32 protein-coding genes and 1 tRNA gene are annotated in these 25617 nt (G+C 39.7%); 9 read left to right on the forward strand and 24 right to left on the reverse strand.

All coding sequences use genetic code 11. The annotated features are described in order from the left end of the window. Positions 1 to 127: 127 nt before the first annotated feature. The 6 genes from ruvX to G6069_RS07060 all read right to left on the reverse strand — a co-directional run bounded on the left by ruvX (position 128) and on the right by G6069_RS07060 (position 3552). Positions 128 to 532: a Holliday junction resolvase RuvX gene (gene ruvX / locus G6069_RS07035; protein ID WP_197293826.1), complete on the reverse strand. Its 405-nt coding sequence runs from the start codon at positions 530 to 532 to the stop codon at positions 128 to 130. Then, complete coding sequence (gene dprA, locus G6069_RS07040; RefSeq protein ID WP_197293827.1) at positions 529 to 1329, reverse strand: DNA-processing protein DprA; 801 nt, start codon at positions 1327 to 1329, stop codon at positions 529 to 531. Before dprA ends, ruvX begins: the two co-directional genes overlap by 4 nt. A gap of 6 nt (positions 1330 to 1335) precedes the next feature. Next, entirely contained in the window at positions 1336 to 1569 is a 234-nt protein-coding gene (gene minE, locus G6069_RS07045; RefSeq protein ID WP_000051418.1) for a cell division topological specificity factor MinE, read from the reverse strand. Further along, positions 1566 to 2372, reverse strand: a complete 807-nt coding sequence (minD, locus tag G6069_RS07050) for a septum site-determining protein MinD (RefSeq protein WP_001019049.1) — start codon at positions 2370 to 2372, stop codon at positions 1566 to 1568. Before minD ends, minE begins: the two co-directional genes overlap by 4 nt. A 23-nt stretch (positions 2373 to 2395) precedes the next feature. After that, positions 2396 to 3388, reverse strand: a complete 993-nt coding sequence (ilvC, locus tag G6069_RS07055) for a ketol-acid reductoisomerase (protein ID WP_001207731.1) — start codon at positions 3386 to 3388, stop codon at positions 2396 to 2398. An 87-nt stretch (positions 3389 to 3475) separates the two neighbouring features. Next, a tRNA-Arg gene (locus G6069_RS07060) sits at positions 3476 to 3552 on the reverse strand. Between the two features lie 84 nt (positions 3553 to 3636). Here G6069_RS07060 and G6069_RS07065 point away from each other — a divergent pair. After that, entirely contained in the window at positions 3637 to 4419 is a 783-nt protein-coding gene (locus G6069_RS07065; RefSeq protein WP_001168273.1) for an NAD+ synthase, read from the forward strand. After that, complete coding sequence (locus G6069_RS07070; RefSeq protein WP_021173015.1) at positions 4416 to 5354, forward strand: tetraacyldisaccharide 4'-kinase; 939 nt, start codon at positions 4416 to 4418, stop codon at positions 5352 to 5354. Before G6069_RS07065 ends, G6069_RS07070 begins: the two co-directional genes overlap by 4 nt. Here the strand turns inward: G6069_RS07070 and pseH are convergent. From pseH to flgH, 4 genes are read right to left on the reverse strand one after another with little or no spacing between them, the layout of a single operon-like run. Continuing rightward, a complete protein-coding gene (gene pseH, locus G6069_RS07075; RefSeq protein WP_197293828.1) occupies positions 5287 to 5829 on the reverse strand; it encodes a UDP-4-amino-4,6-dideoxy-N-acetyl-beta-L-altrosamine N-acetyltransferase in 543 nt (180 codons plus the stop codon). The two genes, G6069_RS07070 and pseH, sit on opposite strands and share 68 nt — an antisense overlap. Then, the gene (locus tag G6069_RS07080; RefSeq protein ID WP_231628139.1) at positions 5826 to 6692 is read right to left on the reverse strand and encodes a CMP-N-acetylneuraminic acid synthetase; all 867 of its coding nucleotides are present in this window, start codon (positions 6690 to 6692) and stop codon (positions 5826 to 5828) included. The genes pseH and G6069_RS07080 overlap by 4 nt, the downstream gene beginning before the upstream one ends. Further along, positions 6683 to 7366 carry a pseudaminic acid cytidylyltransferase gene (gene pseF, locus G6069_RS07085; RefSeq protein WP_197293829.1) on the reverse strand — a complete coding sequence of 228 codons (684 nt, stop codon included), beginning with the start codon at positions 7364 to 7366 and terminating at the stop codon, positions 6683 to 6685. The genes G6069_RS07080 and pseF overlap by 10 nt, the downstream gene beginning before the upstream one ends. Before the next feature lie 17 nt (positions 7367 to 7383). Further along, positions 7384 to 8097 carry a flagellar basal body L-ring protein FlgH gene (gene flgH / locus G6069_RS07090; RefSeq protein ID WP_121091850.1) on the reverse strand — a complete coding sequence of 238 codons (714 nt, stop codon included), beginning with the start codon at positions 8095 to 8097 and terminating at the stop codon, positions 7384 to 7386. A 131-nt stretch (positions 8098 to 8228) separates the two neighbouring features. On the opposite strand from flgH, the gene G6069_RS07095 reads away from it, so the two are divergent. Continuing rightward, positions 8229 to 8966, forward strand: a complete 738-nt coding sequence (locus G6069_RS07095; protein WP_197293844.1) for an outer membrane protein — start codon at positions 8229 to 8231, stop codon at positions 8964 to 8966. Positions 8967 to 8972: 6 nt separating this feature from the next. Here the strand turns inward: G6069_RS07095 and G6069_RS07100 are convergent, their stop codons facing one another. Then, entirely contained in the window at positions 8973 to 9515 is a 543-nt protein-coding gene (locus G6069_RS07100; protein WP_000482105.1) for a phospholipase D-like domain-containing protein, read from the reverse strand. A 141-nt stretch (positions 9516 to 9656) separates the two neighbouring features. On the opposite strand from G6069_RS07100, the gene chePep reads away from it, so the two are divergent. The 5 genes from chePep to G6069_RS07125 all read left to right on the forward strand — a co-directional run bounded on the left by chePep (position 9657) and on the right by G6069_RS07125 (position 14514). Beyond that, the gene (chePep, locus tag G6069_RS07105) at positions 9657 to 11147 is read left to right on the forward strand and encodes a chemotaxis regulatory protein ChePep (RefSeq protein ID WP_197293830.1); all 1491 of its coding nucleotides are present in this window, start codon (positions 9657 to 9659) and stop codon (positions 11145 to 11147) included. After that, positions 11140 to 11760, forward strand: a complete 621-nt coding sequence (gmk, locus tag G6069_RS07110; RefSeq protein ID WP_000551231.1) for a guanylate kinase — start codon at positions 11140 to 11142, stop codon at positions 11758 to 11760. Before chePep ends, gmk begins: the two co-directional genes overlap by 8 nt. A gap of 70 nt (positions 11761 to 11830) precedes the next feature. Continuing rightward, positions 11831 to 12070: a twin-arginine translocase TatA/TatE family subunit gene (gene tatA, locus G6069_RS07115; RefSeq protein ID WP_000508576.1), complete on the forward strand. Its 240-nt coding sequence runs from the start codon at positions 11831 to 11833 to the stop codon at positions 12068 to 12070. A 2-nt stretch (positions 12071 to 12072) separates the two neighbouring features. Then, on the forward strand, positions 12073 to 13698 hold the full coding sequence (gene argS, locus G6069_RS07120) for an arginine--tRNA ligase (protein WP_197293831.1): 1626 nt from the start codon (positions 12073 to 12075) through the stop codon (positions 13696 to 13698). Positions 13699 to 13758: 60 nt separating this feature from the next. After that, positions 13759 to 14514: a HugZ family heme oxygenase gene (locus G6069_RS07125; RefSeq protein ID WP_042636029.1), complete on the forward strand. Its 756-nt coding sequence runs from the start codon at positions 13759 to 13761 to the stop codon at positions 14512 to 14514. A 115-nt stretch (positions 14515 to 14629) separates the two neighbouring features. On the opposite strand, the gene G6069_RS07130 is transcribed toward G6069_RS07125, so the two are convergent. Further along, complete coding sequence (locus tag G6069_RS07130; RefSeq protein WP_197293832.1) at positions 14630 to 14863, reverse strand: hypothetical protein; 234 nt, start codon at positions 14861 to 14863, stop codon at positions 14630 to 14632. A gap of 155 nt (positions 14864 to 15018) precedes the next feature. Between G6069_RS07130 and G6069_RS07135 the strand changes: the two genes are divergently transcribed. After that, positions 15019 to 16164 (forward strand): YbfB/YjiJ family MFS transporter, encoded by a 1146-nt coding sequence (locus G6069_RS07135; protein ID WP_001263642.1) that lies wholly within the window; start codon positions 15019 to 15021, stop codon positions 16162 to 16164. Positions 16165 to 16169: 5 nt separating this feature from the next. Here the strand turns inward: G6069_RS07135 and G6069_RS07140 are convergent, their stop codons facing one another. The 12 genes from G6069_RS07140 to G6069_RS07195 all read right to left on the reverse strand — a co-directional run. Next, positions 16170 to 17135, reverse strand: a complete 966-nt coding sequence (locus tag G6069_RS07140; protein WP_197293833.1) for a CobW family GTP-binding protein — start codon at positions 17133 to 17135, stop codon at positions 16170 to 16172. Beyond that, positions 17135 to 17521 carry a hypothetical protein gene (locus G6069_RS07145; RefSeq protein ID WP_197293834.1) on the reverse strand — a complete coding sequence of 129 codons (387 nt, stop codon included), beginning with the start codon at positions 17519 to 17521 and terminating at the stop codon, positions 17135 to 17137. The genes G6069_RS07140 and G6069_RS07145 overlap by 1 nt, the downstream gene beginning before the upstream one ends. A gap of 45 nt (positions 17522 to 17566) precedes the next feature. Then, positions 17567 to 18448, reverse strand: coding sequence for a polysaccharide deacetylase family protein (locus tag G6069_RS07150; RefSeq protein ID WP_197293835.1), 882 nt, complete (start codon positions 18446 to 18448; stop codon positions 17567 to 17569). Positions 18449 to 18460: 12 nt separating this feature from the next. Beyond that, on the reverse strand, positions 18461 to 19339 hold the full coding sequence (locus G6069_RS07155; protein WP_197293836.1) for a carbon-nitrogen hydrolase family protein: 879 nt from the start codon (positions 19337 to 19339) through the stop codon (positions 18461 to 18463). Positions 19340 to 19422: 83 nt separating this feature from the next. Continuing rightward, the gene (locus G6069_RS07160; RefSeq protein WP_197293837.1) at positions 19423 to 19827 is read right to left on the reverse strand and encodes a hypothetical protein; all 405 of its coding nucleotides are present in this window, start codon (positions 19825 to 19827) and stop codon (positions 19423 to 19425) included. A 15-nt stretch (positions 19828 to 19842) separates the two neighbouring features. After that, positions 19843 to 20106 (reverse strand): AtpZ/AtpI family protein, encoded by a 264-nt coding sequence (locus tag G6069_RS07165; RefSeq protein ID WP_197293845.1) that lies wholly within the window; start codon positions 20104 to 20106, stop codon positions 19843 to 19845. Positions 20107 to 20111: 5 nt separating this feature from the next. Next, the gene (gene hemL, locus G6069_RS07170) at positions 20112 to 21404 is read right to left on the reverse strand and encodes a glutamate-1-semialdehyde 2,1-aminomutase (RefSeq protein ID WP_197293838.1); all 1293 of its coding nucleotides are present in this window, start codon (positions 21402 to 21404) and stop codon (positions 20112 to 20114) included. A 9-nt stretch (positions 21405 to 21413) separates the two neighbouring features. Further along, positions 21414 to 21968 carry a YceI family protein gene (locus G6069_RS07175; RefSeq protein WP_197293839.1) on the reverse strand — a complete coding sequence of 185 codons (555 nt, stop codon included), beginning with the start codon at positions 21966 to 21968 and terminating at the stop codon, positions 21414 to 21416. Between the two features lie 238 nt (positions 21969 to 22206). Next, positions 22207 to 23202 (reverse strand): alginate lyase family protein, encoded by a 996-nt coding sequence (locus tag G6069_RS07180; protein ID WP_197293840.1) that lies wholly within the window; start codon positions 23200 to 23202, stop codon positions 22207 to 22209. Positions 23203 to 23384: 182 nt separating this feature from the next. Next, positions 23385 to 24467 carry a GTPase ObgE gene (gene obgE, locus G6069_RS07185; protein WP_197293841.1) on the reverse strand — a complete coding sequence of 361 codons (1083 nt, stop codon included), beginning with the start codon at positions 24465 to 24467 and terminating at the stop codon, positions 23385 to 23387. 19 nt (positions 24468 to 24486) lie between these two features. Then, on the reverse strand, positions 24487 to 25293 hold the full coding sequence (locus tag G6069_RS07190; protein ID WP_000770472.1) for an ABC transporter ATP-binding protein: 807 nt from the start codon (positions 25291 to 25293) through the stop codon (positions 24487 to 24489). Then, a partial coding sequence (locus G6069_RS07195) for an oligopeptide/dipeptide ABC transporter ATP-binding protein (protein ID WP_197293842.1) occupies positions 25290 to 25617 on the reverse strand: 328 nt, incomplete at its 5' end. The genes G6069_RS07190 and G6069_RS07195, both read right to left, overlap by 4 nt.

Consider the following 25617-nt stretch of genomic DNA (forward strand, 5'->3'; position numbering starts at 1 on the left):
CCCCCCCCCCCCAATCAACACACAACACAAGCACAAAACTCTAAAAATGGCTTTTTTGAAACTTAGCATGACGCTTCTCCCTTTATTAAAAAATTTAGACTTTATTATAATCAAATTACAATCAGATCTAATGATTTTTTAAAACCTGCTGATAATAGCGCTCTAAAATCCTGCAAGCGCTCAAAGAGTCTAACCGGCCGTCTTTGATAGCGAGCCTCTTGTTTTTCCTACCCAAATGCTCTAAATTGTCATAAGCTTCTACGCTAGAATTATCTTCATTAATAAAAACGATTTCGCCCTTAAAATCTACAAGCTTGATAAAATGCTCAATGCGGATATTCGTATCCGCATAATTTTCACTAGGCTTGCCCACCACTAGCACTTGAATGTTTTTTTCCCTCAACAAATCGCTCAAATCCCTAGAGGCCTGATTTTTGTTGCGGCGTAAAATCGCTTCTAAAGGCAAAATAACGCCGTTTAAAAGCACAGCGATTCCAATGCGTTTTAGCCCCACATCGCATGCTAAAATCATGCTAACACCACGAGATGATTGATGCGCTTGATCTTACCCAACAGCTCGTATTCTAAAAGCTTATCCCCAAATTTGAGATACGCTTCTTCATAGCTAGGGTTTTTCGCACAATATTCTAAAAATTCATCTTCCATTTCAGGCATTTCTTTTAAATGGTAGTCTTTTAAAAGGGTGTTTATAAAATTTTGAATATTAAATATCCCTTGAGCCTGCCCTTTTTCTAAAAGCTCATTAGTGCCATCGCTCTCATTTAAGCACTGGGGTAAAACGAATAAGGGTTTTTGGTATTTTTGGGCTAATCTCGCGCTGCTCATAGAGCCGCTTTTTAAATCCGCTTGGGGGATAATCACCGCATCGCTTAAAGCGATCACCAGGCGGTTTCTGGCTAAAAAAGAGCCTTTAATGGGCATGAAATCCTTTTCATATTCGCTTAAAATCAAGCCGTTTTGCGCGATTTCTTGGATCACTTTATGATTGTTCGTAGGATAGATAAAATCCAAACTGCAAGGCGAAAGCATGATGGTTTTTGGCAAAGCGTTTTCTTGAGCGATAATATCCACGCCTAACGCTCCCCCGCTCACAATAACCGCGCCATTTTTAGCAAGCTCTCTGGCTAGAGTGATGGTGTGTTGCTTGCTGTAAGGGGTGGGTCTTCTTGTGCCTATGATAGCCACTTTTAAAGGCGATTCTAAAAGCTTTGTATCGCCCACACAATAGAGTTTTTTAGGGGGGTCTTTGAGAATGTCAAAGACTTTAGGGATATTCTCTAGCGCGCTGTATTGGAAATGGCTTTTCATTTTAAACTATTTAGGCAGTATGATCTCTACTTCAATCGTTTCCACGCTCTGGTTTGTATCAAGGGTTTTGAAATGGATGTCTGAAGATTTAGTGTATTTTTGAATAACAGCAATGATTTCTTTACGCATCTCTTCCATGTAGGGTAAATTTAAGGTGCGCTCTTTGGCTAGAATCAATTTCAATCTGTCTGTTGCGGTAGCCGCGCTCCCTTTGTTTTTAAAAAAATCAAACAAACTCATGAAAATATCCCTTTTAACGTGCTAAAAAAGCCTCTTTTAGCCTTAAATTCCACGTATTCCACTTCTTCGCCTAAAATCCGTCTGGTGATGCGTTGGTAAGCCTTCGCGCTCTCGCAATCCGTGCGAATCACCGGCTCGCCCTTATTGGTCGCTGAAATAATATGGTGATCTTCTGGAATGATCCCAATTAAAGGCAAGCATAAAATTTTAAGCACTTCTTCTATGGGAATCATCTCGCCATTTGCTACTAACTCAGGTTTTAAGCGATTGATTATCAAATGCTTATGCACTTCTTCGCCCCTTTTGGCCCGATTAGACTTCGCGTCAATAATGCCAATCACTCTGTCGCTATCCCTTAAGGAACTCACTTCCGGCGTTACCACCACTAACGCCATGTCCGCATGCAAAATCGCATGCTCAAAACCGCTTTCAATCCCAGCCGGTGAGTCAATCAAAATATAGTCAAAATCCGCCCTTAAAGCGTTGATTAAAATCGCTACTTTTTCCTTATCTAAAATATTTTTATCCTTGCTTTGTGAGGCCGCTAAAAAAGAAAGGTTTTTAGTCTTTTTATCCGTGATCAAAGCCTGCGAAAGATTGCAATTTTTTTCCATCACATCCACCACATCATAAACAATGCGATTTTCTAAGCCTAAAATCATATCCAAGTTCCTAAGGCCTATGTCAAAATCAACCGCTACGACTTTTTTACCGCTCTCAGCCAAGCCGATCGCCAAATTAGCCGTGGTGGTGCTTTTACCCACGCCCCCCTTACCTGAAGTGATAGTAACTACTATTGCCATATGATTCCTTTTAATTTAATGATTTATTTTTTATGATTGAATGGGGCGCGTAAAATTTCCCCAATTTGTTCTATTTTAGTCTCTTTAAGGGCTTTCCTCTCTGTGTTTAGCCTAGGGTAATTCAAGCTCTTTTCTAGTAAAAAATCCTTAGCGAATGAGCCGTTTTGAATCTTTTTTAAGATTTTTTGCATGCGTTTTTCTAACAGATTTCCCATAGGCTCTCTAGCTTTAATCGCCCCAAATTCAGCGGTGTTAGAAATGTGCTTCCTTAAGCCCTCTACCCCCTTATAATGCAATAAATCCGCCACTAATTTCACTTCATGCACGCATTCAAAATAGGCTAATTCTTCAGGGTATCCTGCCTTGATCAAGGTTTCAAACCCCATTCTCACAATCGCTTCTAACCCCCCACACAAAACCGCTTGCTCGCCGAATAAATCGCTCTCGCATTCTTCTTTAAAGCTCGTTTCTAAAACCCCCATTCTCCCCCCACCCATCGCTTTAGCATAGCTTAAAGCCACCGCTTTAGCGTTATTTTTTGAGCTTTCTTGCTCTATGGCGATCAAATGGTATAAGCCCCTATTTTTAAGGTATTCTTCTCTTAAAGCGCTCCCGGGCCCTTTTGGCGCGACTAAAATCGCGCCCACGCCTTTTGGAAGAATAACCTGATTGAAATGCACGCTAAAACCATGAGCAAAACCCACAATTTGGCCTTCTTTTAAAAAAGGGATCACTTCTTTTTCTAACACTTCCTTATGCAATTCATCCGGGAGTAGTGCCATGATCACATCCGATTGTTGGACTAATTCTTTGATTTCTAGCACCTCAAAACCCTCTTTTTTTGCTTTTAAAGCGCTCAAACTCCCTTGATACAAGCCAATACGCGCCTTTACTTTAGAATCCCTCAAATTGAGTGCTTGGGCTTCTCCTTGAGCGCCATAGCCAATAATGCCCACTTGTAAGGATTGGATAACGCCTAAATCAATGTCTTTATCATAATAAACGGGTAATGCCAAAATCAAATCTCCTAGCGTGTTTAAGCAAGTATTTATTTTACCATAATGGGAGCGATAATGTTTAAAAACATGCAGAACGTTAAAAAATGGTGTGCTCGGAGGGATTCAAACCCCCGACCTACAGGACCGCAACCTGTTGCTCTATTCAGCTGAGCTACGAGCACTTTTAAAGGAGTGAAACGATAATTATAGCAAGAAAAGCTAATTTTTCACTTAAGCGGTGCGTTTTTTCTATTATAATTTAAGGCATGCAAAAAGATTACCAAAAACTCATCATCTATTTATGCGATTTTTTAGAAAAAGAAGTTCAAAAACGCGGCTTTAAAAAAGTCGTTTATGGACTGAGCGGGGGGCTAGATAGCACAGTCGTTGGGGTGCTGTGCCAAAAGGTTTTTAAAGAAAACGCCCATGCCCTTTTAATGCCCTCTTCAGTCTCTATGCCAGAAAGTAAAACAGACGCCCTAGATTTGTGCGAAACGTTTTCTATCCCCTATACAGAATATTCTATCGCTCCCTATGATAAAATCTTTGGCTCTCATTTTAAAGACGCAAGCCTTATTAGAAAGGGGAATTTTTGCGCAAGATTGCGCATGGCTTTTTTATACGATTATTCTTTAAAAAGCGATTCTTTAGTCATTGGCACGAGCAATAAAAGCGAAAGAATGCTAGGCTATGGCACTTTATTTGGGGATTTGGCGTGCGCGATTAACCCGATTGGGGAATTGTTTAAAACCGAAGTTTATGAACTCGCTTGCCATTTGAATATCCCTAAAAAGATTTTAAATAAGCCCCCTAGCGCGGATCTATTTGTGGGGCAAAGCGATGAAAAGGATTTAGGCTATCCTTATAGCGTGATTGACCCTTTATTAAAGGATATTGAAGCGTTGTTTCAAACAAAGCCCATCCATTTAGAAACGCTCACTCAATTGGGCTATGATGAAATTTTAGTAAAAAACATCATAAACCGTATCCAAAAAAACGCCTTTAAATTGGAATTACCCACTATTGCCAAACGATTTAACCCTGAATGAAAAGCGATAAACCCTTTTTAGAACGCTATTTTTATGACCCTACTCTTTTGCAAAAGGGGTTGATTTTCGCGCTCTATCCTTTTTCTTTAATCTATCAATGTATTGCCACAATTAAACGAAAAACCGCTAAAAAACATGATTTTAAAATCCCCATTATCAGCATAGGCAACTTGATTGCTGGGGGAAGCGGTAAAACGCCCTTCATTTTAGAAATCGCTCCAAGATACCAAGAAGTGGCGGTTGTTTCTAGGGGGTATCAACGGGATTCTAAAGGCTTAGTGGTGGTGAGCGTTAAAGGAAACATTTTAGTTCCTCAAAAAACAGCGGGCGATGAAGCCTATCTTTTAGCCTTAAATCTAAAACAAGCGAGCGTGATTGTGAGCGAAAAAAGGGAGCTAGGCGTTTTAAAAGCCCTTGAATTAGGATCAAAGATCGTGTTCTTAGACGATGGTTTTAGGTTTAATTTCAACCAATTCAATTTGCTTTTAAAACCTAAAGTCCCCCCCTACTACCCCTTTTGTTTGCCTAGCGGGTTGTATAGAGAAAGTATTGAAAGCTATAAAGAAGCCCATTTAGTCATTACAGAAGATAAGGATTATAAAAGAATCACCTCTATCGCCCACCCCACCAAACGCATGCTTTTAGTAACGGCTATCGCTAATCCCAGTAGGCTTGATGCGTTTTTACCCAAAGAAGTGGTTAAAAAATTGTATTTTAGAGACCATGCCCCTTTTGATTTGAAGCTTTTAGAAAAAGAGTTTTATCAAAATAACGCCACTTCCTTATTGGTTACTTCAAAAGATCGCGTCAAATTACAAGACTGCAAATTGCCTTTAAGCGTATTGGATTTAAAACTAGAAATTTGCCCTAAAGTTTTAGAGGAGATTGATCGTTATATCCTTTCTTATCCTTGTAATACAAAAGAACGTCTATAAATTCCTTATCTTTAGAGATAAAGCCTTTCAAACGCCCTTCTAACTCATAATGGTTTTTTTCATAAAAAGCGATCGCTTTGAAATTGTTTTCCATCACTTCTAGGTGTAAAGAATGCAATTGGAACTCTTCAAAAGCGATAAATTCTAAGGCTTTTAAAATCGTTTCTCCCTTATTTTTCAAAAAAGGGTTTTTATAAATCCCCAAATACCCATGCTTATGAAAAAAATTGATTTTAGTGATAGAGCCAACCCCTAAATAAACGCCCTCTTCTTTAAACAAAAAATAGCGGTGGCTAGGCGAATTTTTGAGATCTTCTATGAATTGCAAATGTGTTTTTAAGGAAATATTAGCGCTATACATCCATAAGGCAGTATTTGGGTGGTTGCGAAACTCTAAAACCAACAATTTTTCTCCATCGTTTAAATTAGTAAAATCAATCGCTTGGATATTTTTATAAGAATAATTTTTTTTCAAATTTCTAAAAACTCCCTTAATGCGCCCTCTAGCTCACTCCCAAAGGCCAGGTTTTTTGCCCAGGCTTGATTTTTTTGAATTTGTAAATTTTCAAAATCTTTAGCTAGAGTTTTTAAACTCGTTTGCTTGAAAATACCCAAGCTTTCAAATTCCTTGCTTTGAACGATCTGATTAGAGGCAATGGGAAGGATAAGAGAGGGCGTTTGAGAAAGGGCTAATTCATAGAGGGTTTGACCCGAAGCGCTAATGGCATAAGTGCAAAATTTCATCAAAGAACTGAACTCTAAAGGGCTTAAAGGGCTGTAATAGCGTGCGTTTTTGGGAGGATTTTTAGGGATATAAGGTGAAATGATATGCAAATTCACATTCTTATTTTCTAAAATTTTGACTATCTCTTTGAGCGTTTTTTGCTCGCTCCCCCCTAAAGTGATCAGCACTTCTTTATTTGCTGTATTGATAGGGCGATCATAAATAAAACGAGCATCAACAGGGTAAAACCCCACCCCCAAATAATGATCTTTAGATACATGGCTATAGTGTTTTAAGGCGTTCAGCGTGAAATTCATGATCTTGGTGTTTTTAGGGTAAAACCCCTTAGCATGCTCTTCATCTTCTATGACCATAAGGCTTTTGGCTTTTTCTTTTAAAAGGTAAAAATCTTTTGAATTTAAACAATAACTGTCTGCAATCAAAAAATCATTACCACCAACACCCTCTAAAAAAGCGTTTATATTATCTTGCTTGTGTAAATAAAGGCTCGCTTTAACCCCTAATTTTTCTATAAAAGAAAGGATTTTTTCACAACGCCTCACATGCCCTAAACCGCTTGTTACAAACGCATCGCACAAAATTTTTACTGGCATGCGTTTTTCAAACGGCTGTATTTGAGCTTGGCTAATTCTAAATCTTCTAAAGTGTCAATGTCTTGGACTTCTAGGGGCGATAATTCTAAAGCGATAGAATTTGGGCTAAAAATAGGCCGCATTTCCCTAAAGGCTTGAGCTTTCCCCATATAAAGCAACCCTGCGTCATGATAGAGCGTTTTTAAATCTTGCGTGCGCGTGTTTGAATGCTCTTTAAAAGCCATTTGAACGCCGTTTTCAAGGCTAAAAGAACGATAGGGCGAAGCGCTAAAGGGAGAGCATGTGAAGACATAATCCGTATTTTCTTTTAAAGTTTCAAAAGCGTTTTTTAAATGTTTTTCTTGTAAAAATACTGAAGTGCCATACAAGCAACACGCAATATCTTCATCTTTTAATTCTAATTCTTTCATGTGATAGGCCATCACCTCTAAAGTCGTGGCTCTGTCGTCCGCTAAATTTTTAGGGCGTAAATTCAAAAAACTCACCCCATAATTTTTGGCTAAATTGACATACTCCATGCTATCGCTAGAGATAAACACTTTTTCAAAGAGCTTGGAATTTAGTGCCGCTTCAATGGGGTAAGCGAGCATGGGTTTATTGAAAAAATCAATAATATTTTTATTCTTGATCCTTTTACTGGAACTTCTGGCTAAAACAATAGCGATCGCTCTCATGCTAGGCTTTGCTCTTTTTAATAAGGCATTTGGGTTTCCATCGCATCAGCAGCGAATTTCTTTTTATTGGAATCGCTCAAATGCCCTAAATTCGTGTATTCAATCTTAGCATCAGCCAAAAACTTGGATTGGATAGTGTTATTCCTTTCAATATCATAAGGACGGATCACCCCACTCACCTTGAGGATTTGCTTTTCCCCATCCACTAGCACTTCCTTATTCCCATAGATGAAATAATTCCCGTTTTCTAGCACCTTAATGATGCGAGCGCTCAACACGATCTCTAAATCTTCGCTCTTTTTTTGCGAACCACCGCCTTTAAAATTCGTGTTATTGCTGGATTTGGTGAAATTGTAATTATTCTTATCGTCTAAATACTGCGCTTCTTTTTTCTTTCTTTCATCTAGCCCGTTATAAGTGAGTCTTGGGGGCGTGGAATTACCCCCTGAAGCGCTTTTATAATCTTTAGAGCTAGAATAATTCGCACTCGCTTTTTCAGAGACAACGATTGTGATCAAATCGTTAGGCTTCATCGCTCTCCTGTCCGCAAATAAAGGGCGTTCGCCTTGCCCAAACAAACTCCCCAACTTGTTCAATTCAGGGATAAATTCTTTAGAGGGGGTTTCTTCTACATAATTGGGAGGGTTAAAATCAATTTTTGGCTCATTGGCTGATGCCATGCTGAATGCAACGCTAAACGCAACAGCCCCTAAATAAAGCGCTTTTTTCATCCACTAGCCTTACTTTTGAGTTATTTTAAGCCCTAAATTATACTCTCTTATAAAGAATAAATGCTTAATTTTGAGTAAGTTGTTGTAAAATTCAGATCTTTATAATGAAACTTAACTTGCAGGAGATGAAATTGAGAACCTTGTTAAAAATGTTAGTTGGCGCAAGCTTACTGACACACGCCTTAGTAGCTAAAGAAGAAAGCGCAGCGCCTTCTTGGACAAAAAATTTGTATATGGGATTCAATTACCAAACAGGTTCTATCAATTTAATGACTAATATCCATGAAGTTAGAGAAGTTACTAACTATCAAACCGGTTACACCAATATCATAACCAGCGTTAATAGCGTTAGAAAACTCACCAACATGGGTTCTAATGGGATTGGCTTAGTCATGGGCTATAACCACTTTTTCCATCCGGATAAAGTCTTGGGTTTGCGCTATTTCGCTTTTTTAGACTGGCAAGGCTATGGCATGAGATACCCTAAAGGCTATTATGGCGGCAATAACATGATCACTTATGGCGTGGGCGTGGATGCGGTGTGGAATTTCTTCCAAGGGAGTTTCTATCAAGATGATATTAGCGTGGATATTGGCGTTTTTGGGGGGATTGCGATTGCGGGGAATAGCTGGTATATTGGCAGTAAAGGGCAGGAATTGTTAGGCATCACTAACAGCAGTGCGGTTGATAACACCTCTTTTCAATTCCTCTTTAACTTTGGTCTCAAGGCTTTATTTGTAGATGAACATGAATTTGAAATCGGCTTTAAATTCCCCACCATTAATAACAAATACTACACCACCGACGCGCTCAAGGTTCAAATGCGTAGGGTCTTTGCCTTTTATGTGGGGTATAATTACCACTTCTAAAGGGCTTTAAAACCCAACACAGCTTCCTAACATCTTTTGATAATAGCTCTTGGCTTTGAGGATTGTCTCTGTGTCATCGGTTTTTAAAAGCACTTCATAATTGTTTTCAAAAGCGTTTTTGCTCCAATTCGCTGAGCCTAAAAACACGATTTTATCATCAATGATCGCTACTTTTTGGTGCATGATGCCGTAATAATTCCCGTTTTTAGCCTTAAGCCCTTTCAATAAGCACACTTTCGTGTTAGGGTATTTGTCCAGATAGCCAATAGTGGATTGCTTGTTATTGTGATTGCTTTCATAATCATAAATGATTTGCACCTTAATCCCCCTACTCGCTACGCTTTTAATGGCTCTTGCAATATCTCTGTGCGTGAAACTATAGATAGCGATTTTCACGCTCTCTCTGGCGTTGCTAATACCAGAAACTAAAGCATTGAGAGCGTCTCTTTGCTCATAAGGTAAGACAAATAAGCTGTTTTTAGCTTGCAAAACCCCTAAACAGCCCACTAACACGCCCACGCCAACGATTTTTTTAAACTTGTTGAACATCAAATGATCCTTATTTTAAATTACACTCATGATAAAAACAACCAACCAAGTGGATTTTTGATTATAATAAAAGATTTAAAAAAAGCGATAAAAATTGATAGGCTTAAAGAAGCGTTTCTTATCAAATAAGGAGTCCCTAAAATGAAAATGATTCTATTCAACCAAAACCCCATGATCGCAAAACTGCTTGAGAGTGTCTCTAAGAAATTAGAATTATCTATAGAAAATTTTAACCACTATCAAGAGCTGTCCGCACACCTTAAAAAAGATCCAGAATGGCTTTTGATAGCCGATGATGAATGTTTGGAAAAACTAGACCAAGTGGATTGGCTAGAATTAAAAGAAATCATCTCTCAAAATAAAAACAGCGTGTGCATGTATAAAAAGGGCAATGAAGCGCAGCCCTTTTTAGAGGGCTTTGAGATGAAAATCAAAAAACCTTTTTTACCCACTGAAATGTTGAAAGTCCTTCAAAAAAAGCTTGGTTCTAACGCAAGCGAGCTAGAGCCTAGCCAGAATTTAGACCCAACTCAAGAAGTTTTAGAAACCAATTGGGACGAATTAGAAAATTTAGGCGATTTAGAAGCCCTAGCCAAAGAAGAGCCTAACAATGAAGAGCAGTTACTCCCCACTTTAGATGCGCAAGAAGAAAAAGAAGAGGTTAAACAAGAAGAAAAAGAAGAGGTTAAAGAAACGCTCCAAGAAGAAAAGCCTAAAGATGATGAAACGCAAGAGGGTGATGAAACTCCCAAAGATGAAGAAGTTTCTAAAGAGTTGGAAACGCAAGAAAAATTAGAAATCCCTAAAGAAGAAACGCAAAAAGAAGTTAAGGAAGAGATCAAAGAAGAAACGCAAGAAAATAAGGAGAAAAAACAAGAAGAAACGCAAGATTCCCCAAGCGCGCAAGAATTAGAAGCCATGCAAGAATTAGTCAAAGAAATCCAAGAAAACTCTAACGGCCAAGAGAATAAAGAAAAAACGCAAGAAAGCACAGAAATTCCACAAGATAAAGAAATCCAAGAAGTTGTTACCGAAAAAACCCAAGCACAAGAATTAGAAATTCCTAAAGAAAAAACGCAAGAAAGTGCAGAAGCTCTCCAAGAAACCCAAGCACAAGAATTAGAAAAACAAGAAAACGCAGAAACGCCCCAAGAAAAAGAAAAACAAGAAGATACAGAAACACCGCAAGAATTAGAAATCCCCCAAGTGCAAGAAAAAGAAACCCCACAAGAAGAAACCCAAGAAACCCAAGAAAAAGAAATGCCACAAACCCAAGATGAAAAACCCCAAGAAGACCATTACGAAAGCATTGAAGACATTCCTGAGCCGGTGATGGCTAAAGCGATGGGGGAAGAATTGCCCTTTTTGAATGAAGCCGTTGCAAAAACTCCTAATAATGAGAACGACACAGAAACCCCTAAAGAGAGTGTTACAGAAACCTCCAAGAATGAGAATGCCACAGAAACCCCGCAAGAAAAAGAAGAAAGCGATAAAACTTCCAGCCCCCTAGAATTGCGCTTAAACTTACAGGATTTATTAAAAAGTCTCAATCAAGAGTCCTTAAAAAGCCTTTTAGAAAACAAAACCTTAAGCATTAAAATCACTTTAGAGGATAAGAAACCTGATGCATAATGATTTTAATTTACTCATCCTTTCAGGCCCTAGCGGAGCGGGTAAAAGCACCCTTACAAAGTATTTGCAAGAAAAAATCCCAAAAACCCATTTTTCCCTTTCCACCACCACGAGGAAACCCAGAGAGGGCGAAGTTGATGGCTTGCATTACAATTTTGTCAGCGAAGAAGAATTCAAACAAGGCATAGAAAAAGGGCAGTTTTTAGAATGGGCGATCGTGCATAACCACTACTATGGCACTTCTAAAATCCCTGTAGAAAAAGCCTTAAAAGAGGGCAAAATCGTCATTTTTGATATTGATGTGCAAGGGCATGAAATCCTTAAAAAGCATTACCCTAACGCATGCTCAGTCTTTATTAGCACCAAAAACCAAGAGATTTTAAAAGAGCGCTTGCTTTTAAGGGGGACGGATTCTAAAGAGACGATAGAAAAACGCTTGATCAACGCTTATAAAGAAATGCAGTGCTTGGAGAGCTTTGATTACCTCATCATCAATGAAGATTTAGAAAAATCCAAAGAAATCATCTTAAGCATCGCAAAAACTTTAGTCTATCGCTTAAAAGCGTTTAATTTTGAAAAAATATGCAAGGCTTGGAAAAACGAATCCTTATAAAACCTATCAATTATTTTTTAAAGAAGCTATAATTCAAACAAAAACCAACCAATAGTTTAAGGAGTAAAATATGGGCGGATTCACAAGCATATGGCATTGGGTCATTGTTTTATTAGTGATTGTGTTGTTGTTTGGGGCTAAAAAGATCCCAGAGTTGGCTAAAGGTTTAGGCAGTGGGATTAAGAATTTCAAAAAAGCCGTGAAAGACGATGAAGAAGAGGCTAAAAACGAGCCAAAAACCCTAGACGCTCAAGCAGCACAAACCAAAGTGCATGAGAGTAGCGAGATTAAAAGCAAACAAGAAAGTTGAACATGCACACTCTCATTAAGGGCGTTTTAGAAGAGATTTTAGAAGCTGAAGTCATTATTGAATACCCTAAAGACAGAGAGCATGGGCATTACGCTACGCCCATTGCTTTCAATCTCGCCAAAGTTTTTAAAAAATCGCCCTTAGTCATCGCTGAAGAGTTAGCCCTTAAAATCAGCACACACGAAAAAACTCAAGGGTTTTTTGACAGCGTAGTGGCTTGTAAGGGCTATATCAATTTCACGCTTTCTTTAGATCTTTTAGAGCGTTTCACCCAAAAGGCTTTAGAATTAAAAGAACAATTTGGCTCTCAAGTTAAAAACGAACATTCTCAAAAAATCTTTTTAGAATTTGTGAGCGCTAACCCCACAGGGCCTTTACACATAGGGCATGCTAGAGGGGCGGTGTTTGGCGATAGTTTGGCTAAAATCGCTCGCTTTTTAGGGCATGAAGTCTTGTGCGAATATTATGTCAATGACATGGGTTCTCAAATCCGCTTGTTAGGGCTTTCGGTATGGCTCGCTTACAGAGAGCATGTTTTAAAAGAAAGCGTAACTTATCCGGAAGTCTTTTACAAAGGCGAATACATCATTGAAATCGCCAAAAAGGCGAACAACGATTTAGAGCCAAGCCTTTTTAAAGAAAATAAAGAGACGATTATTGAGGTTTTAAGCGGCTATGCTAAGGATCTGATGCTTTTAGAAATTAAAGATAATTTAGACGCTTTAGGCATTCATTTTGATTCCTATGCGAGCGAAAAAGAAATTTTTAAACATAAAGATGCGGTGTTTGAGCGATTAGAAAAAGCGAACGCCCTTTATGAAAAGGATTCTAAAATCTGGATCAAATCTTCACTCTACCAAGATGAAAGCGATCGGGTACTCATTAAAGAAGATAAAAGTTGCACTTATTTAGCCGGCGATATTGTCTATCATGATGAAAAATTCAAGCAAAACTACACCAAATATATCAACATTTGGGGGGCAGACCACCACGGCTATATCGCTAGAGTGAAAGCCAGCCTTGAGTTTTTGGGCTATGATTCCAACAAACTTGAAGTCTTACTCGCTCAAATGGTGCGCCTGCTCAAAGATAACGAGCCTTACAAGATGAGTAAAAGAGCGGGTAATTTTATTTTGATTAAAGATGTGGTTGATGATGTGGGTAAGGACGCTTTAAGGTTTATTTTTTTGAGCAAACGGCTTGACACCCATTTAGAATTTGATGTCAATACTTTAAAAAAGCAAGACAGCTCAAACCCCATTTACTATATCCATTACGCTAATTCACGCATCCACACCATGCTAGAAAAATCGCCTTTTTCTAAAGAAGAGGTTTTGCAAACCCCTTTAACCAATTTAAACGCCGAAGAAAAATACCTGCTTTTTAGCGCTTTAAGCTTGCCTAAGGCGGTTGAATCTTCTTTTGAAGAATACGGCTTGCAAAAAATGTGCGAATACGCAAAAACTCTCGCTTCAGAATTCCACCGCTTCTATAACGCTGGCAAAATCTTAGACACTCCTAAAGCGAAAGAGCTTTTAAAAATTTGTTTAATGGTGAGCTTGAGTTTAACTAACGCCTTTAAACTTTTAGGCATAGAAATCAAAACTAAAATTTCCGCTAAAGATTAAGCCAATATTTAATTTTTTGTTATAACATTCCCCTTATTTTTTGAAACTAAGGAGAATATTATGCTTAATCGTATTATAGAACACATGAACGCTCACCATGTAGAAGACATGAAAGGTTTGTTGAAAAAATTCGGGCAAGTCCATCACGCTGAAAATGTCGCCTTTAAAAGCGTGGATTCTCAAGGCATTGTGATTGGTTATAACCACAATCAAACCTTAAGGATTGAATTTAACCACGAAGTTAAAGACCCCAAAGACTACAAAAACGCGATCATTGAATTGTGCCAAAGCGTGGAAAAAACCCATGATTTAAAAGGCGTGGAAGAAGAGGTTAAAGCCTTTAAAGGAAGCTTTGATTCTGTTTGTTTAGCGACCTTACACCCTAATGGGCATGTGGTATGCTCTTATGCGCCTTTAATGACAGATGGCAAACAATACTACATTTATGTGAGCGAAGTGGCTGAGCATTTTGCCGGCCTTAAAAACAACCCCCACAATGTGGAAGTGATGTTTTTAGAAGATGAAAGCAAGGCTAAATCAGCTATTTTGAGGAAACGCTTGCGTTATAAAACCAACGCTCGTTTTATTGAAAGAGGGGCGGAGTTTGACAAAGCGTTTGATTCTTTCATTGAAAAAACCGGTGGCGCTGGGGGCATTAAAACCATTCGCACCATGCAAGATTTCCATTTGATCGCATTGGATTTCAAAGAAGGGCGTTTTGTGAAAGGCTTTGGTCAAGCTTATGATATTCTAGGCGATAAAATCGCTTATGTTGGGGATAAAGGCAACCCACACAATTTCCCCCACAAAAAATAAGCTTTCTCACTAATAAGGGGCAAACGCCCCAGAAGATCGCTTTTTAAAGAGGTTATGGCAAAATCAAGTTCTTTACTATTTAATCTTAAAAAATGCTAAAAGCCTTTTTATTAGGCTAACACCAAACAAAAAGCACCAAAAACAAAAAAAATGACAAAATTTTTCCAAAATGACAAAAAAACGCTTTCATGCTATTCAGTGGTACTCTTTTTAAGCCTAGCCCATAGTTAAATCTCTGTTTCATCAATTGATCACCACCGCAAAGAAGCCCTATTCTAGTAGAAGCCTTGTTTTTATGAAGCGCTTTTGAAACAAGCTCTATAACGCTAATAACCAACTCTTTTTTCATTCAATCGTGGGGTCTCTTTAGCGATACGGGTATTGATAAAAGGATAATCCTTAAATTTATTCTTATCTCGCTCCCATTATGCACTATCAATTAACAAGTTTCAATATAATATAAGATCTTGTTTTTTTATAACTTGTCGTTTGTTAAGGATCAAAATGCGCGTGTTTGTTTGCTTTTTAGGGGTTTTTGTGTCTAACGGCTTGGCTCGTTTTGGCTATGTGGTTTTAATCCCCCTACTCATTTTATCAGGGAGTTTAACCCCACACCAAAGCTTCCAACTGGGTATTGCGGTGCTAATGGGCTATGTTTTTGGGAGTTTCTTAATCCAATTTTTAAGCCCGTTAATGTCATTAGAAAGCATCGCTAAAATCAGTTTTGGTTTGATCGCTTTGAGTTTTTTAGTCTGTTATTTTGATAGTATCCCTTTCTTTTGGCTTTGGATCTGGCGTTTTATCGCCGGTGTGGCTAGTAGTGCGTTAATGATTTTAGTCGCTCCTCTCTCTTTGCCCTATGTCAAAGAACATAAAAAAGCCTTAGTGGGAGGGCTTATTTTTAGCGCTGTAGGCATTGGATCTGTCTTTAGCGGGTTTGTTCTGCCTTGGATCAGCTCTTATAATATCAAATGGGCATGGATTTTTTTAGGGGGCAGTTGTTTGATAGCCTTTATCCTTTCCTTAGTGGGGTTAAAAACCCGTTCTTTAAGGAAAAAATCCGTTAAAAAAGAAGAAAGCACGTTTAAAATCCCCTTTCATTTGTGGTTATTGCTCATTTCTTGCGCACTCAATGCGATTGGTTTTTTACCGCACACGCTTTTTTGGGTGGATTATTTGATCCGTCATTTAAATATCTCCCCCACTATCGCTGGGACTTCATGGGCGTTTTTTGGCTTTGGAGCCACGCTTGGCTCTTTAATCAGCGGCCCCATGGCTCAAAAGCTAGGGGCTAAAAACGCCAATATCTTTATCCTTATTTTAAAATCTATCGCATGCTTTTTGCCTATTTTTTTCCACCAAATCTCTTTACTCAATTTAAGCATCTTTATAATGGGAGCGGCCACAACCGCCAATATCAATTTATTCAGCATGATGGCTTTAAAAATTGCAGGCGCGAAGCATTTCGCTCAAGCGTCTTCGTGGGTGGTGTTTTCTTTTGGCATTTTCCAAGCGCTTTTCTCGTATCTTTTTACGATCTTTTTAGGGGATTTGGGCTATGTTTTGATTTTTGTCATTTGTGGGGTGTGTTTGGTTTTAAGCTTCATCGTTCTTTTCCCTATTAAAATGCAAACAGCTATCCATAAATAGAAAAATTATGGGGTTTCAAAACCCTTGATGCCGAGAAAATCCTTAAAACCCTTTAAGGAATTTAAGATTTTTTCACGCTCTAAATGGCGCATGATAAAAACGAGGTTAGAGCCGTTTTGATCCTTTAAAATATGCTTAGGCGGGTAAATGACATGCATCACGCCGTTAATACTCACCAAAAGATCGCTTCCAATATCAATAATCCCCTTGATGCGTAAAATCTGCGTGCCGTATTGATACAACAACAAACTCAGCCAAATCCCAAACGCGCTCCACTCTATCGCCCCTTCAAACCTGATGCTTAAAGTCTCAAAGCCTTGCGAGTGCGAATCTTTTGGCATTCTTGGCATAAAATTTCGTGCCCTATTGTTGCGTAAAAAAAAGCTTTCGTAATCTATATTTTTCTTGTCAAAAATTTCTGTGCTAGGGTTAAGGGCTTGTATCCGCTCTTTTAATTTGATTAAAGCCCTGCTGTCGTTTTGCAAATCCGTTTTGGTCAACAAAACGCTATCAGCAAAAACGATTTGCTCTCTAGCTTCATTGTTGGTTAAATGCTCTCTAGCATTCAGTGCATCCACGCAAGCCACCACGCTTTGAATTTCAAAATGCACCCCTAAAAAAGTGTCGCTCAAAATCGTCCATAAAATCGGCGCCGGGTTGGCTAAACCGGTGGTTTCAATGATGATGCGCTTTAAAATTTCGCCACGCCATTCATAGTTATTGAGCGTGGCTTTTAGAGACTCCACTAAATCTAAGCGTTTGTTGCAACACACGCACCCTGCGTTAAGATAGAGCATTTTTTCACCGCAATATTGAACGCTTAAGATGCGTTGATCCAAGGCGGCTTGACCGATTTCATTGATGATAAGGGCAACGCCTTGGTGATCTGTTTGGTTTAAATATTCGCTTAAAAAACTCGTTTTACCGCTACCTAAAAAACCGGTGATGAGCGTGATAGGGATTTTAGGCATCAGCGAGTGGCGTGTGGGTTTTGATTTAAAAACGCTAACAGATTAGAATCTAGCGCGTCCATCTTTTTTTTGGCTAAATTTTGCGCCTTATCCCACAAATCGCCTAAATCATTCACGATCACGCTTTGCCCTTTTTTATCGCACAGCACAAATTTCGTGCCTTGCCAATCACCAATTTTTAGCCCATAAAACGCCAAAATTTGATTGAGCAATCCCACTCGTTTGAGCCGTGCTCTTTTGCGTTCTCTGGCGTTTTCATTCGCGCTAATAAGCGCATTTGGCTCTCTCAAATTTTCATCAATCTCATAACTATCGCTCCCATTGGTCCCATAATTTTCATCGGTCCAATGAAAAGAACTGATAAGCTCCCCGCATAAAACGCACATCTTTCAACCTTTTAATCAAACGCCAAAAATCTTTTGGCGTTATCGCTATTTTTTTCTAGGGTTTCGTTTTAAGAAATCATCAGCGATTTCATTGAACGTTACCCAACGCACGCCCTCATGCTTGTTGATATGCTCAATGATTTTTTCATGCATGAGTAACACTTGCGGACGGGCGCTCACATCAGGGTGGATTGTCATGCTAAACACCGCATAATCCATCTCACGATAAACCCAATCAAATTGATCGATCCACATTTGCCCTATATCGCGCGGGCTTACAAAACCAAAACTATTGGGGGATTTTTTGATAAACATCATCGGCGGCAAATCGTCCAAATACCAGTTCGCAGGGATTTCCACTAGATCGGTTTCCACCCCACGAATCAAAGGCTTCATCCAATCTTTGGCCTCCAAACTATAATCAATCTTGCTCCAACTATCCCCCACGCGCACATAATAGGGCGTAAAATCATTGTGCATGAGCGAGTGGTCGTATTTGAAGCCGTGTTTTAAAAGCAATTCATTAGTGATATTAGAAAACTCCCACCACGGCGCCACATAGCCTGTGGGAGCTTTGCCGGTGAGATCTTTAATCAATTCAACGCTTTTTAACAAAACATATTCTTCTTGCTTGGCCGTCATAGCGATAGGGTTTTCATGCGAATACCCATGTGCACCCACTTCATGCCCTGCATCCACGATCATTTTCATTTGCTCTGGAAAAGTTTCAATAGAATGCCCCGGCGCAAACCAAGTCGCAGGGAGATGGTATTTTTTAAACAATTTCAAAAGCCGTGGGATTCCCACTTCCCCAGCAAAAAGTCCGCGCGAAATATCATCAGGCGAATCCTCCCCACCATAGCTCCCTAACCAACCAGCCACCGCATCAATATCCACACCATAAGCCACTAAAATTTCTTTTGCCATAATCGCTCCTTTTTAAGTGAATTTTCCAAACCCCTTTTTGGTGAGTTTGGTGTCAAAATCTTGTAAATAAGGGATTTTTTGGCGTTGCAGTGCCACTTCGTTTAAATCCATTTCAGCGAAAATGACTTCATTAAGCTTGGTGGCTTGCGCGATGATTTTCCCATTGGGTGCGATGATTCTTGAATCACCGGCAAACTCTAGCGTTTGTTTCAATTGAGCGTTAGTTTCTTCCCCGCTATGATTGCACGCGCACACAAAACAGCCATTTTCTAACGCTCTAGCTTTGCTCAATAAATCCCAATTATAAGCCCTAGCTTTACCAAACGCGCTAGGATAGATTAAAACCTCTGCTCCTTGTAACGCAAGCAAATTCGCACCCACGCCAAAGCCGATTTCATAGCAAATTTGCAAACCCACTTTCGCGCTAAAATCCCCAAAATCCAGCGTAAAAACCTCGTATTTTTTGCCCCTTTTGAAGCGTGATTTTTCATCGCCCCACAAATAAATCTTGCGGTGTTTTCCGGAAATCCCGCCTTTTGGCGGAATGATATAAGCGCTGTCGTAGAGTTTTTTATCCGTTTTTTCAATGCTGCACGCCACAATATGCGTATCGCTAGATTTCGCAAAATCGCTTAACGCTCTCAAAGTCTCGCTTTTTAGCTCGCTATGCTCTATCGCTTTAAAATCCAACCCAAAATCCGCGTCTTTATCATTCACGAAATAACCGCTATCAAACAATTCCGGTAAAACAATGAGATTCGCGCCTTTGTCGTGGGCTTCTTTGGCTAGGTTGAGCGCTAATTGCAGGTTTTCATTTAAGGCGTAGGGTTTGGATTGCATTTGAATCACGGCGGTTTTTAGGATTCTTTTAGCGGGATTTTTTGTTTTCAAGATCCACTCCCATTTTTGTTTTTATTGTATAGGATTGAAAATTAAAAGAGGATTAAAGGGGTTAAAATCCATATGAGTTTGTGTCAAAACTTACCATTATTGTTTAAGAATCGTAATAACGCGCTAGAGAGCGAACTCACAAACACGCCAATAAGAAACGACAATCCGTTAAAAAGATGCAAGAATAAAAGCGTTCCTAAAATGCCTAGTAAAACCCCATACCCCCCTAAACGCCACACATTAAAAGACATTTCCAAGCCCAGGGCGAATTTTTGGAATTTTTGCTTTTCTTCTTTTTCTCCTGAATTTTGTTTCCTTAAATACAAACGCTTTTTAACGCCGTAATACGAAGACAACGCCACGATAAAAAACCCTAAAAACCCCCCTTCAAAATTCAAAACCCCTTGAAACGCTTGGAAAAAATAAACGATGATCGCGCTAACTATATTGATAAAAAGTAAAATAAGCAAGCATTGGATTTGGCACATGGGATTTGATTGGATTTATTTTGTTTTATTTTGTGTGTATTTAGGGTCTTTGGCTAGTTCTTCATAGTCTTTTTGCATGTTTTTATAGGCTTTATAGACATTGAGAAAGCTCGCTAACACGCCCCAAATAACCCCAAGCCAAAAAAGCCACGAAATGTGAGTGATCTTTTTAAGCCCATAGCCTATAGCCACGCCCATAAGGATCGCTACCACCATAGACAGCCCTAAGCTCAAATAATTCGCCCCCTCTATGAATTTATAATACTTTGGCTTTTTCAAAAAATTCACACACCTTTTATGATTTCATCAAAACTTTCATCAGCCTTTGCAACCACTAAATCAATCATCTCTTCAGTCATAGGCTCACAAATAAAGCCGGTTTCAAAGCTTGAACATGCCAAATACACGCCTTTAAAGAGCATTTTTTGGTGGAATTTCGCAAACATTTCTGTATCGCTTTTTAAAGCGTCATCAAAATCACGCACCGCATTTTCATTAAAGAAAAAGCCAAACATGCTCCCCATGTTAAGCGTCTCTAAAGCGATGTTATAGTTTTGAGCACTCTTTTTTAAACCTTGAGTCAAACGAACGGCTAAAGCGTTTAAGCGAGCATAAAGGGTTTTGTCTCTTTTGATTTTATACAATGCACTCAACCCCGCGCACACCGCTAGGGGGTTACCGCTTAAAGTGCCTGCTTGATACACGCCTCCAATGGGCGAAAGCAAGTCCATAATTTCCGCACGCCCCCCAAAACACGCCAAAGGAAGCCCCGCGCCTATCACCTTACCAAAGGTTACCAAATCCGGCACGACGCCATAAAATTCTTGCGAACCGCTCAAACTCGCTCTAAACCCGCTCATCACTTCATCTAAAATCAGCACCGCTTGGTATTTTTCACACAAGGCCTTTAAGCCCAGTAAAAACTCTTTTTGAGCCGGCACCAACCCCATATTCCCGGCAATGGGTTCAATGATGACGCAACCCACATCGCCTTTTTTAAAGCATTCTTCTGTGGAGTTCAAGTCGTTATAACGGGCCACTAGAGTGTGTTTGCTAAAATCGCTCGGCACGCCCAAAGAAGAAGGAGAGCCAAAAGTAGCACACCCGCTACCCGCTTTAACCAACAAAGAGTCGCTATGCCCATGATAGCACCCCTCAAACTTGATCAAATCGTCTTTTTGGCTATAAGCTCTAGCGAGTCGTATCGCGCTCATGGTCGCTTCTGTGCCACTACTCACTAAACGCACCTTATCTAAGCCTTCATAACAAGAAATGATTTCCTTAGCTAAAGTGGTTTCTAATTCTGTGGGAGCGCCAAAAGAAGTGCCTTTTTTTAATGCATTAATAATATTTTCTTCAATCTCTTCATCCGCATGCCCAAAAATCAAAGGCCCCCAACTTTGCACAAAATCTATATAGTGGTTGTTATCCACATCATAAAGATACGCCCCCTTACCTTTTAAAATAAAGGGGGGAGTGCCTTTAACGCTCTTAAACGCTCTCACAGGCGAATTGACCCCCCCAGCGATCACCTGCTTGGCTTCATTAAAATCATTAATGCTGTGCAACAACTCCATGATTTTACATTATCCCTTAATCATGCTTTCAAATTGGATTTCCACTTGCGACCAAGTCAAGCCCTCATGAAAACTCTCGCATCGTTTAGCCAAGCTCGCTAATTCGTTTTTCAAGCCAAAATTCAATAGATCCAAGACCCCTTTAACCACGAGCTTATCCTCAGCAATCGTGTATTGCATAGGCACTTTCACCAGCTTTTCATTCATCCTCACATAAGCTGTAAGAGAACCTACATGATCGCCTTCTATCACATTCCTGAAAGTTACTTTGATGTTAGTGTTTTTAAAAAGAGCGAAAAAAGCTTCTTTAACATTTTTATTTTTCAATTCATCGCCTAAATTGACTTTCAAGCTATCCATGCTCGCATTCGCCCCTTCTAAAAGGGTTTTTAAACTATCTTGAGATTTACCCAGTTTATAAGTGATGCTTTCAAAGCTCCCATTTACTGGCGTTTTAGCCTTAGTTTTAAAGGCTGTCCATGTTAGCTTAGCCGAAGATAGATCCAAATTCACCGCTTGCAAAAATCCTGCTAGTAAAACCGATACCAAAACCATTTTTTTCATTCATTATCCTTTAATGTGGTCTTATCAATAACGCTTATTGTTTTAGTGTAAACAAGCACGCTTACAACTAAAACGATTCATTTTGATAATCATTTGCACTCTAAATACGACTTAAAGATACAATTGCGTTTATTTTAAACTCTTTTTGTAAATAATGCTGACTGAAATAAACTTTCTGAATCATTCATCAAAAGGTTAAAGCGCATGGCTATCGCTATAACCTTGAATACAGAAAAATTCACAGCGATCGGAGTTTCAGCCTGAAGCCATCTTCATGCAAATCGCCTTGCTCTAAAAGCTCATCCGCGCTAGGGCTAGAATAATGCTTAGCTAAAATAATGAAATAGGCGTTGTTATGCACCCCAATGAGATTAGGCTGGAAATAGGGGAAAGTTTCAGGGTTTAGAATCCATGTTGCGGCTTTGTTATACGCCACAGAGAGCCTTTGCCCGGCTCCACTACCCCACAAATCATACCCGTTCTCAAAAAGCAATTCGCCTGATATAGTTAGCGCAAGAAGCGCAAAATTGGTATAAGCTATCCCCTTAATGCCCTTTGTAGGGCCGCCATGATAATCGCTCGTATCGCTCCTAGTGATCGCGCTAGGGATAACCCCATTCTCATCTATGGCTTTAAACACCCAATCCTGCCACCGATTAGCGCTACTTTGCAAAAGGGCATGATCGTCTAGCGCTAAAGCAGAGCTCACATCAAAGAGAATCCCCCACGCCCCATGGTTAGTGTTAAGAGCTGATTGAGAATACTGACGCATCCGCCTAATGAAATCTTCATATTCTGGGCTAGGAAATTCTTTTTTGACAAACCAATAAGCCATGTTCATATAAGGCATGTAAAAATTGATATTGTCCTCGCTTTGATAAGTATCCACGCTTTGAAGCTCATTAGCCCAAGCGTTTAAAATCTCTCTAACTTTTAAGCCGTATGGTTTGTTTTGGCTCACTAAATAGCCTAGCGCTAAATCATAGGAAACCATAGCGGATTTTTTAAAACTCTTGGTGCAAGAATCAGGCTCTCTAACCCCAGTAGCAGTGTAGTGTTTTGATGCGTTAAGTTGCGCGCATGGCTGTATTGTTTGGGAGAGCTTTTTATCAAGGTGGAGTTTTTGGGGCAAATCTATAGATTTAAAATCCCTAAAAAAGTAATCCTGCTCAGCGTAAGCTTGAACGCAAACGCAAACACACATGAACAACAAGAATAAAACAAATCTTTTCATTTCTCGCCTTTGCTTGAATTGATTAAAAAACAGCGTTTTATGGCAACGCTTTTAACAACAGAAATTTCACGCCATTACATTATGCGTGTGTCTTTGCGCATCTCTATAATCCCAACCCCACACGCTATAATTTAGTGGAGTGTATCTGGCTTGATTAAACTATTTTCAAATACAACATGGCTTCATTGTAACGCTTCCAACAACACAAATTTAAGTGCATGCGCATTAAGGGCGCTAACCGCTGAAAGGGGTAAGACAAAGAGTGCTGATTTTTCATTAGGGTTATTTTCAAAATCGCTGGTTAAATGGGGATGCAAAAACCCTAAATACGGCTCTAAATCAAACGCGTTTAATTTTTGCGCTTCTAAGTTTAAAAAGGTGCAAAAATCCTTAGTCATCTCATCAATGTTTTCTACAACATCGCATTTATTGAGCAACACCCCAAAAGGCTTATTGGCTAAAGCAGGTGAAAATTTTTCCAGCTCCAATCTCAAGCGTTGGTATTGCTCTTTAATGCCCAAATCCAACCTAGAAGCGTCTAAAACAAAGGCTAGAACTTTGGTGCGCTCAATATGCTTTAAAAAGCTAATCCCTAAGCCTTTTCCCTGACTAGCTCCTTCAATAATGCCAGGAATATCCGCCATTAGAAATTCGCTTTTTTCATCTACGCTCACAACCCCTAAATTAGGCACTAGAGTCGTAAATTCATAGTTAGCGATTTTAGGCTTAGCGTTAGAGATGGTGGAAATGAGCGTGGATTTACCCGCATTAGGGAAGCCCACTAACCCTATATCAGCGATGAGCTTTAATTCCAAGCGCACGCATTTTTCAACCCCCTCCAAGCCTTTTTGTGCGTAAGTGGGTTGTTGTTTAGTCGCGCTTTTAAAATGCGCATTCCCTAACCCCCCCTTGCCTCCTTTTAAGGCTAACACCCTTTCTTTAGGCGTGATCAAATCAAGCCACAACTTGTCATCTACAAAAACTTGCGTTCCTGGCGGCACGACAATAATTTTGTCTTCGCCCTTTTTGCCCGCACAATTTCGTGTGCCTCCTGGAGCCCCGTTTTTAGCCTTATGGTGTTTAGTGCCTCTAAAACTCGCTAGAGTGTCGGTATTGTTATCCACCTCAAAATACACATCGCCTCCATCGCCCCCATCGCCCCCATCAGGGCCTCCTTTGATGACAAACTTTTCTCGCCTAAAACTCACCATTCCAGGCCCCCCTTTACCCGAAGCGATGATGATTTCCACGCTATCTACAAACACAGCTTAAAAATCCTTTCTTTTATTTGGCAAATCTTTGCATGGATTTTTCCAAATGCGGCACCGCATTGAGTAATTTCTGCGTATAAGGGTGCTTTGGAGCGCTTATCACGCTATCCACATCCCCGGTTTCTACGATTTGCCCTTGATTCATCACGATGATTTTATCGCTAATATGCTCCACCACCCCTAAATCATGGCTGATAAAAATATAAGTCAGCCCCATTTCTTTTTGCAAATCCAAGAGCAAATTCAACACTTGCGCTTGAATGGACACGTCTAACGCAGACACAGGCTCATCGCAAATCACCACGCTAGGATGCAAAATGAGCGCCCTAGCAATGCCGATTCGTTGCCTTTGACCGCCTGAAAATTGGTGAGGGTAACGATCGATCCATTCTAATTTCAAGCCCACCTTTTGCATGATCTCTAGCACTTTTGTTTTGATTTCTTTTTTTGAAAAATGAGAATTTAACAGCAAGGGTTCAGCGATGATCTCGCCCACTTTCCACCTTGGGTTCAGGCTAGAATAAGGGTCTTGGAAAATCATTTGCACCTTTTTGCGGTAATCAAACCAATCCTGTTTGCTAAAATGCAAATGACGCTTGCCATTGAAATAAATCGCCCCACTATCTTGCCTTTCAATCCCGGCTAAAATTTTGGCTGTCGTGCTTTTCCCGCAACCGCTCTCCCCCACAATGCTTAAAACTTCATTTTGTTCCACTTCAAAACTGATCCCATTGAGCGCATGGATCACTCTTTTAGGCTTGAATAACCCCCTGTCTATCGCATAGGATTTTTTCAATTCTTTAATTTCTAAGAGCTTCATCGCAACTCCTTTGGAAAACTCAAATAATCTATATTTTCATCCACGGTTTCTAAGCGTTTTTTGCGGTATTCTTTGCCCGGTTTAGGAATCGCGCTCAAAAGAGCTTTGGTATAAGGGTGTCTTGGATCAGCGAAAAGCTCTTTCGCGCTCGCTTGCTCCACCACATGCCCTTTATACATCACCACCACTTCATCAGCGATTTGCGCCACCACGCCTAAATCATGGGTGATAAACAAAATAGAAGTGCCTTTTTTTTGCTGCAATTCCTTCATCAATTCTAAAATCTGCGCTTGAATGGTTACATCTAACGCTGTCGTAGGCTCA

Source organism: Helicobacter pylori (genome assembly GCF_017594925.1).
Classification (GTDB): Bacteria; Campylobacterota; Campylobacteria; order Campylobacterales; family Helicobacteraceae; genus Helicobacter; species Helicobacter pylori_DP.

Excerpts from the sequence above, each read along its gene's own strand:
- ruvX (WP_197293826.1), bottom strand. The coding sequence starts at position 532 with ATGATTTTAGCATGCGATGTGGGGCTAAAACGCATTGGAATCGCTGTG.
- dprA (WP_197293827.1), bottom strand. The coding sequence starts at position 1,329 with ATGAAAAGCCATTTCCAATACAGCGCGCTAGAGAATATCCCTAAAGTC.
- minE (WP_000051418.1), bottom strand. The coding sequence starts at position 1,569 with ATGAGTTTGTTTGATTTTTTTAAAAACAAAGGGAGCGCGGCTACCGCA.
- minD (WP_001019049.1), bottom strand. The coding sequence starts at position 2,372 with ATGGCAATAGTAGTTACTATCACTTCAGGTAAGGGGGGCGTGGGTAAA.
- G6069_RS07065 (WP_001168273.1), top strand. The coding sequence starts at position 3,637 with ATGCAAAAAGATTACCAAAAACTCATCATCTATTTATGCGATTTTTTA.
- G6069_RS07070 (WP_021173015.1), top strand. The coding sequence starts at position 4,416 with ATGAAAAGCGATAAACCCTTTTTAGAACGCTATTTTTATGACCCTACT.
- G6069_RS07080 (WP_231628139.1), bottom strand. The coding sequence starts at position 6,692 with ATGCCAGTAAAAATTTTGTGCGATGCGTTTGTAACAAGCGGTTTAGGG.
- pseF (WP_197293829.1), bottom strand. The coding sequence starts at position 7,366 with ATGAGAGCGATCGCTATTGTTTTAGCCAGAAGTTCCAGTAAAAGGATC.
- flgH (WP_121091850.1), bottom strand. The coding sequence starts at position 8,097 with ATGAAAAAAGCGCTTTATTTAGGGGCTGTTGCGTTTAGCGTTGCATTC.
- G6069_RS07100 (WP_000482105.1), bottom strand. The coding sequence starts at position 9,515 with ATGTTCAACAAGTTTAAAAAAATCGTTGGCGTGGGCGTGTTAGTGGGC.
- chePep (WP_197293830.1), top strand. The coding sequence starts at position 9,657 with ATGAAAATGATTCTATTCAACCAAAACCCCATGATCGCAAAACTGCTT.
- gmk (WP_000551231.1), top strand. The coding sequence starts at position 11,140 with ATGCATAATGATTTTAATTTACTCATCCTTTCAGGCCCTAGCGGAGCG.
- tatA (WP_000508576.1), top strand. The coding sequence starts at position 11,831 with ATGGGCGGATTCACAAGCATATGGCATTGGGTCATTGTTTTATTAGTG.
- argS (WP_197293831.1), top strand. The coding sequence starts at position 12,073 with ATGCACACTCTCATTAAGGGCGTTTTAGAAGAGATTTTAGAAGCTGAA.
- G6069_RS07125 (WP_042636029.1), top strand. The coding sequence starts at position 13,759 with ATGCTTAATCGTATTATAGAACACATGAACGCTCACCATGTAGAAGAC.
- G6069_RS07130 (WP_197293832.1), bottom strand. The coding sequence starts at position 14,863 with ATGAAAAAAGAGTTGGTTATTAGCGTTATAGAGCTTGTTTCAAAAGCG.
- G6069_RS07135 (WP_001263642.1), top strand. The coding sequence starts at position 15,019 with ATGCGCGTGTTTGTTTGCTTTTTAGGGGTTTTTGTGTCTAACGGCTTG.
- G6069_RS07140 (WP_197293833.1), bottom strand. The coding sequence starts at position 17,135 with ATGCCTAAAATCCCTATCACGCTCATCACCGGTTTTTTAGGTAGCGGT.
- G6069_RS07145 (WP_197293834.1), bottom strand. The coding sequence starts at position 17,521 with ATGTGCGTTTTATGCGGGGAGCTTATCAGTTCTTTTCATTGGACCGAT.
- G6069_RS07150 (WP_197293835.1), bottom strand. The coding sequence starts at position 18,448 with ATGGCAAAAGAAATTTTAGTGGCTTATGGTGTGGATATTGATGCGGTG.
- G6069_RS07160 (WP_197293837.1), bottom strand. The coding sequence starts at position 19,827 with ATGTGCCAAATCCAATGCTTGCTTATTTTACTTTTTATCAATATAGTT.
- hemL (WP_197293838.1), bottom strand. The coding sequence starts at position 21,404 with ATGGAGTTGTTGCACAGCATTAATGATTTTAATGAAGCCAAGCAGGTG.
- G6069_RS07175 (WP_197293839.1), bottom strand. The coding sequence starts at position 21,968 with ATGAAAAAAATGGTTTTGGTATCGGTTTTACTAGCAGGATTTTTGCAA.
- G6069_RS07180 (WP_197293840.1), bottom strand. The coding sequence starts at position 23,202 with ATGAAAAGATTTGTTTTATTCTTGTTGTTCATGTGTGTTTGCGTTTGC.
- G6069_RS07190 (WP_000770472.1), bottom strand. The coding sequence starts at position 25,293 with ATGAAGCTCTTAGAAATTAAAGAATTGAAAAAATCCTATGCGATAGAC.